This is a genomic window from Luteibacter sp. GL_149, from assembly GCF_057834065.1.
The window spans coordinates 1,726,783-1,739,716 of the sequence record NZ_CM174395.1; the positions used below are offsets into that span (position 1 = coordinate 1,726,783).

Below are 12,934 nucleotides of genomic sequence, written 5' to 3' on the forward strand. Positions count from 1 at the left end.
TGATTCAGCACTTCGTGCGGCCCGGAGGACAGGCCATCGCGCTCAAGCGCACTCCTGAAAAAGAGCAGAAAAGATGCTCAGACTTCGAGTGTCGCCAGGTCACCCTTTTCTTCGAGCCACTGCTTGCGATCGCTCGCGCGCTTTTTCGCGAGCAACATATCCATGAGCTTCGTCGTGCCATCGTCGGCTTCGACGGTGAGTTGCACGAGGCGGCGCGTGTCGGGATGGATGGTGGATTCGCGTAACTGGGCGGGATTCATTTCACCCAGGCCCTTGAAGCGCGTGACGCTGACCGCGCCCTTCATTTTTTCGCGCTCCACTTTGTCGAGCATCAGGCGCTTTTCTTCGTCGTCGAGGCAGTAGAACACCTGCTTGCCCACGTCGACGCGGAACAGCGGCGGCATGGCGACGAAGACATGGCCTTCGCGAACCAGCGACGGGAAATGACGCAGGAACAGCGCGGAGAGCAGGGTGGCGATGTGCAGGCCGTCGGAGTCGGCGTCGGCGAGGATGACGACTTTGCCGTAGCGCAATCCGCTGAGGTCGTCCTTGCCGGGATCGCAGCCGATGGCGACGGCGAGGTCGTGGACTTCCTGCGAGGCGAGGACCGCGCCCGACTCTACTTCCCATGTGTTGAGGATCTTGCCGCGCAGCGGAAGGATGGCCTGGAAGTCTTTGTCGCGTGCCTGCTTGGCGGAGCCGCCGGCGGAGTCGCCCTCGACGAGGAAGAGTTCGGTGCGCGCGAGGTCGGTCGATGCGCAGTCGGCCAGTTTGCCGGGCAAGGCGGGGCCTTGCGTGATTTTTTTGCGGATGACCTGCTTGGCGGCTTTCAGGCGTGCGGACGCGCGTTCGATGGCGAGCTGCGCGATGCGTTCGCCGAGTTCGACGTGGTGATTGAGCCACAGGCTGAAGGCGTCGTGCACGATGTTCTCGACCACGCCGGCGGCGTTGCGCGAGGACAGTCGTTCTTTCGTCTGACCGGCGAACTGCGCGTCCTGCAGCTTTACGCTGAGCACGAATGCCAGCCGTTCCCATACGTCTTCCGGCGCCAGTTTCACGCCGCGCGGTAGCAGGCTGCGCAGATCGCAGAATTCGCGGATCGCATTGGTCAGACCGGAGCGCAGGCCGTTCACGTGCGTGCCGCCTTGTGCGGTGGGAATGAGGTTGACGTAGCTTTCCTGGACGAGTTCGCCTTCGGGCAACCATGCGAGCGCGACGCTGACCGCGTCGGTTTCGCGCGCGAAGTGTTTCACGAACAGATCGGGCGGCAGGGACTCGGCGCCTTCCAGCGCGCCGCGCAGGTAATCGGACAGGCCGTCTTCGTAGAACCATTCGGTGGTTTCGCCGGTTGCTTCGTCGAGCAGGCGCACGGTGAGACCGGCGCACAGCACGGCTTTCGCGCGCAGCAGGTGCTTGAGTTTGGAGACCAGGATCTTCGGCGTGTCGAAGTATTTCGGGTCGGGCCAGAAGCGCAGCGTGGTGCCGGTGCGGCGCTTGGGTACCGTGCCGATGATGTCCAGGTCGCTGATGCGGTCGCCGTTGGCGAACGACATGCGGTATTCCTGCGCGTCGCGACGAATGGTGACGTCAACGCGCGTCGAAAGCGCATTGACCACCGACACGCCCACGCCGTGCAGGCCGCCGGAGAATGCGTAGTTGCTGTTATTGAATTTGCCGCCGGCATGCAGGCGCGTGAGGATCAGCTCGACGCCCGGCACGCCTTCTTCGGGATGGATGTCGACGGGCATGCCGCGGCCGTCGTCGATGACTTCGACCGAGCCGTCCACGAATACCGTAACTTCGATGGTTTTCGCATGCCCCGCGAGGGCTTCGTCGACCGAGTTGTCGATGACTTCCTGCGCGAGATGGTTCGGCCGCGAGGTGTCGGTGTACATGCCCGGCCGGCGCTTGACGGGGTCAAGGCCCGAAAGGACTTCGATGTCGGAAGCGTTGTAACGAGTATTCATGAGGTTCGCGGTCGTTCGGAGCCGTGCAGGATGGGCGGCACGGCGGAGGAGGTCAAGTTAGCGGAGGCGGGTGTCATGCCCTGAGACTGACAGGTCTGAAGCGCGCGTCTATAGCGGCGCGCAGTGCCACTCCAGCCATTCGCGGTCCGCGCCTTCCAGAAGAGGCGACAGGGCGGCCCGCACGGTGGCGTGGTAATCGTCCAGCCATGCGCGTTCCGACGGTTCCAGCAAGCGCGGTTCCAGCCCGCGGCGGTCGAACGGGCAGAGGGTCAGCGTTTCGAACGCCATGAAATCGCCGAACTCGGTGCTGTCGGCTTCGGTGACCACCGCGAGATTCTCGTGGCGGATGCCGTAACGCCCGGGCTTGTACAGGCCCGGTTCGATCGAGGTGATCATGCCCGGCTCCAGCGGAACCAGCGCACCGCCTGCCACGGGCGGACGGATGCCATGTGGACCTTCGTGCACATTGAGGAAGTAGCCGACACCGTGGCCGGTGCCGTGACCGAAGTCCATGCCGGCCGCCCAGAGCGGTGCGCGGGCCAGCGCATCGAGCTGCGGGCCGCTGGCTCCCTTGGGGAAGCGTGTGCGGCTGAGGTGAATCATGCCTTTGAGCACCAGCGTCGAGTCGCGGCGCTGATCGTCGGTGGTCGGCCCCAGGGCCAGCACACGGGTGATATCGGTGGTGCCACCCAGATACTGGCCGCCCGAATCGATCAGCAGCAGACCTTTCGCAGCCAGCGCCGTGTGATGTTCCGGCGTCGCACGGTAGTGCGGCAGTGCGCCGTTGGCTTCGTAACCGGCGATGGTCGAAAAACTCTCGCCGACGAAGCCGGTTTGCACGGAACGGGCTTCGCGAACGAAGGTGTCGACATCGAGTTCGGTCAGCGCTTCGCCCGCGGCCAGGCCGGTCTCGATACGGCGGAAGGCGCGCACCAGCGCGGCGCCGTCGCGGCGCATCGCATCGCGGATGTGGTCCAGCTCGTCGGGCGTCTTGCGTGCTTTCAGGGCCGTGGAAGGGTTGGCGCCCAGGACGATCTTCACGGAGGACGGAAGGCCGCTCGAAATGGCCAGCACGACGCGCTGCGTGTCGATAAGCAGCGTCGCGTCGTCGGGAAGCGCGGCCAGGGCGGCTGCGGCCGTGGCGTAATCGGCGACCGAGATGCCGTCGGCGGCTAGTGCTTGCTCGACGCCGCGGGCCAGTCTGGCGCGGTCGGTGAACAGGGTGCCGCGTTCGTTGTCCAGCAACAGGTGAGCGAGGAAGACCGGGTTGTAGTCGACATCCGCGCCGCGCAGGTTAGTCAACCAGGCGATGTCGTCCAGGCTGGAAAGAAAATGGCGGTTGGCTCCGGCGTGCTTCATGCCCTTGCGGACACGGCGCAGTTTTTCCGTGCGCGACACGGCAGCGTAGGGCGCCGAGTGCTCGAAAACCGGAGCGGACGGCATGGCGGGGCGATCCGTCCATATCCGGCCTGGCAGATCCCTATCCGTCAGCAGTTCGGCCCCCGCTTCCGCCAGCCGACGCCCCATCGCCACCGACGAGGCGATGGATACACTGTCGCCCGCAATGGCCACTCTGGCGCCCGTTCCAACGCGCTCCAGCACCCAGTCGAGGTACTCCGGCGTGTGCGGGACGCGCATTTTCATCAGCGGAATGCCGGACCCGTCCAGTTCGCGTGCCGCCTGGTCGAAATAGCGCGAATCGGTCCACAGCCCGGCGGCGTCGGCGGTGACGACCAGTGTGCCAGCCGATCCGGTGAAGCCGGAGAGCCACTCCCGCGCCTGCCAGCGCGGCGGTAGATACTCGGAAAGATGCGGGTCGGCGGTGGGAACGATGCAGGCGGCGACGCCGTGCTGCGACATGGCCTCGCGCAGTGCGGCGAGACGGGCGGGGACATTGGGGACGGTCATGCCCTCCATGGTAAGGCTACGAAGCTGGAGGTAGAAGAGCGGGGATTGGGGGTGGGTAGTGGGGGCGCAAATCCGGCGAAAGCCTGAGGGTACGACAAGCGTTACGTCGATCCTACGTCTGCCTGGCGCTACCCGTACCCTCGGGCATTTGCCGGATTTGCACCCCCACTACCCACCCCCAATCCCCGCTCCAAAACCCCCTCATTCAGTCAGGGCACTCGCCCGCGAGGTCGCGCTCCGCTAAAATGCCGATTTCCAGCATTGGCTGCTCGCATGACTCCCCTGATTTTCGTCACCGGCGGTGTGGTGTCTTCCCTCGGGAAAGGCATCGCAGCGGCGTCGCTTGCGTCCATTCTCGAGGCGCGCGGACTTTCCGTGACCATGATGAAGCTCGATCCGTATATCAATGTGGATCCGGGCACCATGAGTCCTTTCCAGCACGGCGAGGTCTACGTTACCGACGACGGCGCCGAAACCGATCTCGACCTGGGCCACTACGAGCGCTTCGTGCGCACGCGCCTGACCGGCAAGAATTCGATCACGGCCGGCAAGATCTACGAATCGGTGATTCGCAAGGAACGCCGTGGCGATTATCTCGGTGCCACCGTGCAGGTCATCCCGCACATCACCGACGAGATCAAGCACTCGATCCATGAGGCCACGCGCGGCTACGACGTCGCGCTGGTGGAAATCGGCGGCACGGTCGGCGATATCGAATCGCTGCCCTTCCTCGAGGCGATCCGTCAGCTGCGTATCGAGCATGGCCCCGAGAAGTGCATGTTCATCCATCTCACCCTGGTGCCGTACATCAAGGCAGCCGGCGAGATCAAAACCAAGCCGACCCAGCATTCGGTGAAGGAACTGCGTTCCATCGGTATCCAGCCCGATGTGCTGCTGTGCCGCTGCGAACAGCCGTTGCCGGAAGGCGAACGCCACAAGATCGCCCTGTTCACCAACGTGCCGAAGCAGGCTGTCATCAGCACCATCGACGTCGACGTCATCTACAAGCTGCCGATGTGGCTGCACGAGCAGGGCCTGGACGAACTGGTCGTTCGTCGCCTTGGCCTCGACGCTGCGCCCGCGCCGGACCTGTCCGGCTGGGAGCGCACGGTCGAAGCCGTCGAGCATCCGAACGACGAAGTCACTATCGCCATCGTCGGCAAGTACGTCGAACACAAGGATGCATATAAGTCGCTCGGCGAAGCGTTGCGTCATGGCGGCATCAAGCAGTCGGCGCGCGTGAACCTGACCTGGGTCGATTCCGAAGACGTCGAGGCGCGTGGCGCCGCGGCGGTGCTGGGCGATGTCGACGCCATCCTCGTTCCGGGCGGTTTCGGCAAGCGCGGTTTCGAAGGCAAGGTGCTCGCCGCGCAGTACGCCCGCGAGAACCGCGTGCCGTATTTCGGCATCTGCTACGGCATGCATGCCGCCGTGGTCGAGTTCGCGCGCAATCTGGCGGGCCTCCCCGCCGCCGATTCCAGCGAGAACGATCGCAACACCCCCGATCCGGTTATCGCGCTCATCACCGAGTGGACGACGTCCGGTGGCGATGTCGAGCAGCGCACCGAGCGTTCGGACCTCGGCGGCACCATGCGCCTTGGCGCGCAGGAATGCCGCCTGAAGGCCGGCACGCTTGCCCGCGAGCTTTATGGCGAGGACGTGGTGCGCGAGCGTCATCGTCATCGTTACGAATTCAATAACCGTTATCGCCAGACGTTCGAAGACCTGGGTCTCGTCATCTCGGGCAAGTCGATGGACGATCTGCTGGTGGAAATCGTCGAACTGCCGCAGCAGGTCCATCCGTGGTTCCTGGGTTGCCAGGCGCATCCGGAGTTCACCTCCACGCCGCGTGACGGCCATCCGCTGTTCATCGGCTTCGTGCGCGCGGCGCGCGAGTTCAAGGCGGTTCGCGACGGCGACAAGCTCGCCACCCTTTCGAAGGAGTCGGTTGCATGAAGCTTTGCGGTTTCGAAGTCGGTCTGGACCAGCCGCTGTTCCTGATCGCCGGTCCCTGCGTCATCGAGTCCATGCAACTGCAACTGGACGTTGCCGGCAAGCTGAAGGAAATCACCGATCGCCTCGGCATGAACTTCATCTTCAAGTCGAGCTTCGACAAGGCCAATCGTTCCTCCGGCGCGAGCTTCCGTGGCCCGGGTCTGGAAGAAGGCCTGAAGGTGCTGGCGGCGGTGAAGGAACAGATCGGCGTGCCGGTCATCACCGATGTGCACGAATACACGCCGATGAACGAGGTCGCCGCCGTCGTCGACGTGCTGCAGACGCCGGCGTTTCTCTGCCGCCAGACCGATTTCATCCAGAACGTCGCGCGTGCCGGCAAGCCGGTGAATATCAAGAAGGGTCAGTTCCTCGCGCCGTGGGACATGAAGAACGTCGTGCAGAAGGCGTTCGACGTCGGCAATAACGACATCCTCGTTTGCGAGCGTGGCGCCAGCTTCGGTTACAACAACCTCGTCTCCGACATGCGTTCGCTCGCGGTCATGCGCGAGACGAACTGCCCGGTCGTGTTCGATGCCACCCACTCGGTGCAGTTGCCGGGCGGGCAGGGCACCAGTTCGGGCGGTCAGCGCGAATTCGTGCCGGTGCTCGCGCGTGCCGCGGTCGCGGTGGGTGTGTCGGGTTTGTTCGCCGAAACGCATCCGGACCCGTCCAAGGCGCTCAGCGACGGCCCGAATGCGTGGCCGCTCGATCAGATGGAAGAACTCCTCGAAACGCTGATGGAGCTCGACCAGGCCGTGAAGCGTCGCGGATTCAGGGATCACGCATGAGGCGGGGCATCCGCCTCCTGGTGCTGGGCGTCGCCGCGCTGTTGTCGGCGCAGGCATTCGCCGCACCGCCGGCGCGCGACCCCTATGCGCCTCTCACGTCCGAGGAATGGAAGCTGCTGATGGCCGAATATCGCCAGGTGGCCGCCTGCGAAGACGGCTACATGAGCAAGCAGAACATCAACGGCGGCGAACTTGGCCGTCGTCTCGTCAAGGATGGCAAGGGCGCCGAGGTGAAGACGAAAGCGCTCGCGCTGCTCGATCCGGAATCGCCGTGGCGCAAGTCGCTCGGCGGAAACGGAACCGCTGCGGCCAACGAAACCACCCAGGCTCTGATGGCGCTGATGATGGACGCCAATCAGGACGGCCGCACACGTACCGAAACCGCGGTTCGCGTTGGCTACGCGCGGTATTTCACGGCGATGGCCACGCAGGGTGCCTGCACGACCACGCCGCGATACCTCGAACTGCTCGAAAAAGGCGCGCATTGAGGGCAGGCCGGATGAGGATGTCCTGAACTTATGGTGGGCATCCTTAGTATGATGACGGGGTCCGGCGCGTTCTCCCGCCGGTATCCAGACCTTACGCACGGCTTCGGGAGGAGGCGCGACATGAGCGAAGAGACCGGCTACACGCCGCCGGCCCCCGCACGGGCAGGCGTCGCGCGCGTTCCGCAGTCCGGTCACGGCATCGCCTCGTTCGTCATATCGCTGGTTGCCAGCGTCGCCATCATGTTGTGCGTCGCCGTTTCGGGCCTGATGGTCGCCACTGGCCACACGGACGAAGACACGCTGGCTTTCGGCGTCATCGGCCTGACCATGTTCGTTTTCCTTCTTCTCGCCGTCGCCGGCGTCGTGCTTGGCATCGTCGGCCTGCGCCGCCAGGATCGCCGTCGCACGTTCGCGGCCATCGGCCTCTCGCTCAATATCCTCATTCTCGTCGGCACCGCGGCGCTTGTTGCGCTCGGGTCGCTGGTTAATTAGTTTCCAACTTCTACGGAATACGCATGACCACTGACATCACCCGCATTCACGCTCGCGAAATCCTCGATTCCCGCGGCAATCCCACGCTCGAAGCCGAGATCACGCTGGCCGACGGTTCGTTCGGCCGGGCAGCGGTGCCGAGCGGCGCATCGACCGGCTCGCGCGAAGCGGTCGAACTGCGCGATGGCGACAAGGCCCGCTACGGCGGCAAGGGCGTGCGTAACGCGGTGAACAACGTCAACGGAACGATCGCCACGGCCCTCAAGGGCTTCGATGCGGCCGACCAGAAGGGGCTGGACAGCAAGCTGATCGCGCTGGACGGCACGCCGAACAAGGGCAAGCTGGGCGCGAACGCGCTGCTCGGCGTTTCCATGGCCGCCGCGCATGCCGTGGCCGCATCGCGCAAGCAGGCGCTGTGGCAGTACCTGTCGGTCGGCGATAACGCGCTGCCGGTGCCGATGATGAACATCATCAACGGCGGTGCGCACGCCGACAACAACGTCGACGTGCAGGAATTCATGGTGCTGCCGGTCGGCGCGCCCAGCTTCGCCGAAGCGTTGCGTTACGGCGCTGAAATCTTCCACGCGCTGAAGTCGGTGCTGAAGGGCCGCGGCCTGAATACCGCCGTGGGCGACGAAGGCGGCTTCGCGCCTGACCTGCGCTCGAACGTCGAAGCGCTGGATACGATCCTCGAAGCGGTGAACCACGCCGGCTACAAGGTCGGTAGCGATATCCTGCTCGGCCTCGACGTCGCCAGCACGGAGTTCTTCAAGGACGGTAAGTACGACCTCGAAGGCGAAGGCAAGAAATACACCCCGCACGAGTTCGTCGACCTGCTGGCCTCGTGGGCGAAGCAGTATCCGATCGTCACCATCGAAGACGGCATGTCCGAAGGCGACTGGGACGGCTGGAAGCTGCTGACCGAAAAGACCGGCCAGAGCGTGCAGCTGGTCGGCGACGATCTGTTCGTGACCAATCCCGCGATCTTCAAGGAAGGCATCGACAAGCACATCGCCAACGCGATCCTGATCAAGGTCAACCAGATCGGCACGCTGTCCGAGACGCTGGAAGCCATCGCGATGGCCGACAAGGCGAAGTACGCCGCGATCATCTCGCATCGTTCGGGCGAAACCGAAGATACGACGATCTCGGATATCGCCGTGGCCACCACCGCTACCCAGATCAAGACCGGTTCGCTGTGCCGCACCGATCGCGTTGCCAAGTACAACCAGTTGCTGCGCATCGAGGAAGCACTGGGCGCGAAGGCTCGCTATGCGGGCCGCAACGCGTTCCCGAACCTCGCCAAGCTGCCCGGCTGAGCTTCGTTCCTTGAGCAACGCCGCCATATTGCGCTGGATCGGCCTGGTTCTGGTCATCCTGATCATCGCCCTGCAGCTGAAGCTGTGGGTCGGTGGCGGCAGCATGCACGAGGTCGAAACCCTCCGCGACAGGGTGAAAACGCAGGCCGAGGAAAACCTCGATCTGCAGAAACGCAATCAGGCGCTGGCGGCGGATGTCGAGGATCTGAAACACGGCGAGCAGGCAACGGAAGCGCGCGCGCGTTCGGAGCTTGGCCTCATCAAGCCGGGCGAGACGTTCTATCAGATCGTCGAGCCGGCCCGCGCATCGACTCCGCCCACACCGCCACCCATCGACGGCGGTAACTGACATGGCCGCGTTGTGGTGTGTCGTGCCGGCCGCCGGTCGCGGTGTGCGTGCGGGTGGCGATCGTCCCAAGCAGTACCAGCTTCTGGCGGGCAGGCCATTGATCGCGCATACGCTCGACCGCCTGGCGGCCCATCCGGCCATCGCTGGCTTGATGGTGGTGCTCGGTGCGGGCGATCCGTTCTGGCAACCCGTTTCGTCGCTGGGTGGAAAGCCGGTGCTTACCACCACGGGCGGCGGCGAGCGTAGCGATTCGGTGCTGGCGGGGCTGGAAGGGTTGCCAGCCGACGTGACGCATTCGGACTTCGTACTCGTTCACGATGCCGCTCGGCCTTGCGTACGGCTGGACGATATCCAGCGACTGATCGATCTGGCCGGACGTGGCGAGGGTGGATTGCTCGGTGCGCCGTTGCGCGACACTCTCAAGCATGCGGACGAGGCCGGTCATAGTCTTGGCACCGAACCGCGCGATCGCCGCTGGCGTGCGTTTACGCCGCAGATGTTCCGGCGCGGCGCACTGGTCGACGCGCTGATGCTGGCGCGCGAAGACGGTATCGCGGTGAGCGACGAGGCGATGGCGATGGAACGTCGCGGCATGACGCCTCTTCTCGTCGAAGGGGCGGAGGACAATATCAAGGTGACGACACCAGCCGACTTCGCGCTGGCGGAATTCCTGCTCGGGAGAACGAACTGATGCGTATCGGCCAGGGTTTCGATGTCCACGCGTTCGGCGAAGGCGATCATGTGATGCTGGGCGGCATACGCGTGCCGCACACGCAGGGCGTACTCGCGCATTCGGATGGTGACGTGGTGCTCCACGCCTTGTGCGACGCCTTGCTGGGTGCGTTGGCGCTGGGCGATATCGGCAAGCATTTTCCGCCGTCGGACGAGCAATGGCGAGGCGCCAATAGCCGGACCTTCGTGCGCGCCATCGCGGGCATGTTGCTGGAACATGGTTACGAACTCGGCAACGCGGACGTCACCGTCGTCTGCGAAGCGCCGAAAGTCGGGCCGCATGCGCAAGCGATGCGCGCGATCATCGCCGACGATCTCGGTGTCGGCATCAACCGGATCAGCATCAAGGCGACGACGACCGAAACACTGGGTTTCGCGGGTCGTCGCGAGGGCATCGCAGCGCTTGCCGTCGTCCTGCTGGTGCGTGCATGACCGAAGCCGAATCCCGCGTCGCCACGCCCAGGCTGCACGATCGTATCGAAACGATCACCGACCTGCTGCGCCGGCGCGACGATCTCGTGCTGCACGCTCCTGGGTCCCCCGACGGCGACACGGCGGCGCTCGACGCGACGAATGCGGCGCTGCAGGCTCGACTCGACGAACTGCATCCGGCCGATATGGCCGATGTGCTCGAATCGTTGCCGCTGCATGACCGTATTGCGGTCTGGCAGCTGGTAAAAGCGGATCGCGACGGCGAGATCCTGCTCGAAGTATCCGACTCGGTACGCGAATCGCTGATCGCGGACATGGACGACCGCGAGATTCTCGCCGCCGTCGAGCCGCTGGATGCGGACGAGCTGGCCGATCTGGTCGACGATCTACCGACCGAAATGCTGCCGGAGCTGATGGCCAGCCTCGATGCGGAACAGCGTCAGCGCGTGCAGTCGGCCATGTCGTACGACGAGGATCGGGTCGGCGCGTTGATGGACTTCGAGATGGTTACCATCCGCGAAGACATCAGTCTCGAAGTCGTGCTGCGTTATCTGCGCCGTTTCGATGAACTGCCCGCGCAGACCGACAAACTTTTCGTGGTCAACGCGGAGAATGTCCTGACCGGCGTGCTGCCGCTGCACTGGCTGCTGGTCAATTCGCCCGACCGCATGGTTCACGATGTGATGGCGCCCGACGTGAACACGTTCCGGCCCGAGGACGACGCATACGACGTCGCTCAGGCATTCGAACGTTACGATCTTGTCACCGCGCCCGTGGTGGACGATAGCGGCCGGTTGATCGGCCGCATCGCCGTCGATGCGATGGTCGATCTCATTCGCGAGGAAGGCGAGGCCGAGGCGTTGTCGCGCGGCGGTCTGCGCGAAGAAGAAGATATTTTCGCCTCGGTCTGGAAATCGATCCGCAATCGCTGGGCCTGGCTTGCCGTCAATCTCGTTACCGCCTTCGTCGCCTCGCGCGTCATCGGTCTGTTCGAGCATTCGATCGAAAAGCTGGTGGCGCTGGCCGCGCTGATGCCGATCGTCGCCGGTATCGGCGGCAACTCCGGCAACCAGACCATCACCATGATCGTGCGCGCCATGGCGCTGGATCAGGTAAGCGTGGCCAGTATCCGGCGCCTCTGGCGCAAGGAGCTGGGTGTCGCGCTGATCAACGGGATCGTCTGGGGCAGCGTGATCGGCGTGGTCGCGTGGCTGCTTTACGGCAACGTCGCGCTCGGCCTGGTCATGATGTCGGCGATGACGCTGAATCTCCTGCTTGCCGCTTTCATGGGCGTCGGCATTCCGATGCTGATGATCAAGGCCGGTCGCGATCCCGCGCTGGGCTCCAGCGTGCTCATCACCGCGATGACCGATAGCGGCGGCTTTTTCATTTTCTTAGGTCTGGCAACGATCTTCCTGCTCTGACCCTTACGGAGCCGACATGGCTGACAACGAACTTCCTTTTGCCTTCGGCAATCCCCCGCTCGAAGCGCGCCTGCGTGCAACATCCGACGATTTCTTCGTCGAGGAGATCCTCGGCTACGAAGCGGACGGGGAGGGCGAGCATGCCCTGCTGATCGTGGAGAAGCGCGGCGCGAACACCGACTGGGTGGCGAAGGAGCTGGCGCGCTTTGCCGGCACGTCGCCGATGAATGTCAGCTATGCCGGCATGAAGGATCGCCACGCCGTCACCCGGCAGGCTTTCACGGTGCAGTTGCCTGGCAAGGCCGATCCCGACTGGTCGACGTTTCCGCACGAGGACGTGAAGGTACTTTCCAGCGCCCGGCACAAGCGCAAGATCAAACGCGGCGCGTTGCGCGGCAATCGTTTCGTGATTGTGCTGCGCGACGTGCAGGGCGAACGCGACGTGGCGGAAGCGCGCCTGAAGGATATTGCCGCGCGCGGCGTGCCTAATTATTTCGGCGAGCAGCGTTTCGGTCTGGGCGGCAGCAACGTCGATCAGGCACGGCAGATGTTCGGCGGCCGCCGGGTGGATCGGGACAAGCGTTCGATTCTCCTGTCCGCGGCGCGTTCGCATATCTTCAACAGCGTGCTGGCCGAGCGGGTGACGCAGGGGCGTTGGGATCAGCCGCTGGATGGCGAGATCTGGGCGCTGGACGGATCGCGTTCGTGGTTCGGCCCCGAAGACTTCGACGAGACACTTGCCGGACGTCTGGCCAGCGGCGATATCCATCCCTCGGGCCCGTTGTGGGGCAGTGGCGAGACACCGGCCACGGCGGCAGCTGGCGACCTGGAACGTAGCGTCGCTGCGCGCGATCGGGATCTTGCCGACGGCCTCGCCGGTGCGCGTATGGATCAGGAGCGCCGGCCGCTGCGGTTGTTTCCGCGCGATCTTGCGTGGCGCTGGCTGGAAGACGGTGCGCTGGAAATGTCGTTCGGATTGCCGTCGGGTGCGTATGCGACGACGGTGATCCGCGAGGTGGCACGAACGAGCTGAGCCGCTC

Annotated in this window: 12 protein-coding genes; 10 read left to right on the forward strand and 2 right to left on the reverse strand. The window is 64.4% G+C overall.

Going from position 1 to position 12,934, the window contains the following annotated elements:
* Positions 1-77: 77 nt before the first annotated feature.
* Together parE and AC3IR3_RS07770 are read right to left on the reverse strand one after the other, a co-directional pair.
* Positions 78-1,967: a DNA topoisomerase IV subunit B gene (gene parE / locus AC3IR3_RS07765; RefSeq protein WP_489196350.1), complete on the reverse strand. Its 1,890-nt coding sequence runs from the start codon at positions 1,965-1,967 to the stop codon at positions 78-80.
* A gap of 108 nt (positions 1,968-2,075) precedes the next feature.
* Positions 2,076-3,875 carry an aminopeptidase P family protein gene (locus AC3IR3_RS07770; protein WP_489196351.1) on the reverse strand — a complete coding sequence of 600 codons (1,800 nt, stop codon included), beginning with the start codon at positions 3,873-3,875 and terminating at the stop codon, positions 2,076-2,078.
* Between the two features lie 273 nt (positions 3,876-4,148).
* Here AC3IR3_RS07770 and pyrG point away from each other — a divergent pair, with 273 nt between their 5' ends.
* The 10 genes from pyrG (at position 4,149) to truD (ending at position 12,927) form a co-directional block, all read left to right on the forward strand.
* On the forward strand, positions 4,149-5,831 hold the full coding sequence (pyrG, locus tag AC3IR3_RS07775) for a CTP synthase (RefSeq protein ID WP_132141411.1): 1,683 nt from the start codon (positions 4,149-4,151) through the stop codon (positions 5,829-5,831).
* Positions 5,828-6,658 (forward strand): 3-deoxy-8-phosphooctulonate synthase, encoded by an 831-nt coding sequence (kdsA, locus tag AC3IR3_RS07780; RefSeq protein ID WP_132141412.1) that lies wholly within the window; start codon positions 5,828-5,830, stop codon positions 6,656-6,658. Before pyrG ends, kdsA begins: the two co-directional genes overlap by 4 nt.
* Complete coding sequence (locus AC3IR3_RS07785) at positions 6,655-7,146, forward strand: hypothetical protein (RefSeq protein WP_489196352.1); 492 nt, start codon at positions 6,655-6,657, stop codon at positions 7,144-7,146. Before kdsA ends, AC3IR3_RS07785 begins: the two co-directional genes overlap by 4 nt.
* Before the next feature lie 120 nt (positions 7,147-7,266).
* Positions 7,267-7,638, forward strand: coding sequence for a hypothetical protein (locus tag AC3IR3_RS07790; RefSeq protein WP_489196353.1), 372 nt, complete (start codon positions 7,267-7,269; stop codon positions 7,636-7,638).
* A gap of 23 nt (positions 7,639-7,661) precedes the next feature.
* On the forward strand, positions 7,662-8,957 hold the full coding sequence (gene eno, locus AC3IR3_RS07795) for a phosphopyruvate hydratase (RefSeq protein WP_489196354.1): 1,296 nt from the start codon (positions 7,662-7,664) through the stop codon (positions 8,955-8,957).
* 25 nt (positions 8,958-8,982) lie between these two features.
* Entirely contained in the window at positions 8,983-9,306 is a 324-nt protein-coding gene (gene ftsB / locus AC3IR3_RS07800; protein ID WP_132141862.1) for a cell division protein FtsB, read from the forward strand.
* A 1-nt stretch (position 9,307) separates the two neighbouring features.
* On the forward strand, positions 9,308-9,997 hold the full coding sequence (gene ispD / locus AC3IR3_RS07805; RefSeq protein ID WP_489196355.1) for a 2-C-methyl-D-erythritol 4-phosphate cytidylyltransferase: 690 nt from the start codon (positions 9,308-9,310) through the stop codon (positions 9,995-9,997).
* A complete protein-coding gene (gene ispF / locus AC3IR3_RS07810) occupies positions 9,997-10,470 on the forward strand; it encodes a 2-C-methyl-D-erythritol 2,4-cyclodiphosphate synthase (RefSeq protein WP_132141417.1) in 474 nt (157 codons plus the stop codon). Before ispD ends, ispF begins: the two co-directional genes overlap by 1 nt.
* The gene (mgtE, locus tag AC3IR3_RS07815) at positions 10,467-11,894 is read left to right on the forward strand and encodes a magnesium transporter (RefSeq protein WP_489196356.1); all 1,428 of its coding nucleotides are present in this window, start codon (positions 10,467-10,469) and stop codon (positions 11,892-11,894) included. Before ispF ends, mgtE begins: the two co-directional genes overlap by 4 nt.
* A 16-nt stretch (positions 11,895-11,910) precedes the next feature.
* Positions 11,911-12,927: a tRNA pseudouridine(13) synthase TruD gene (truD, locus tag AC3IR3_RS07820; protein WP_489196357.1), complete on the forward strand. Its 1,017-nt coding sequence runs from the start codon at positions 11,911-11,913 to the stop codon at positions 12,925-12,927.
* The last annotated feature ends 7 nt before the right edge of the window (positions 12,928-12,934 follow it).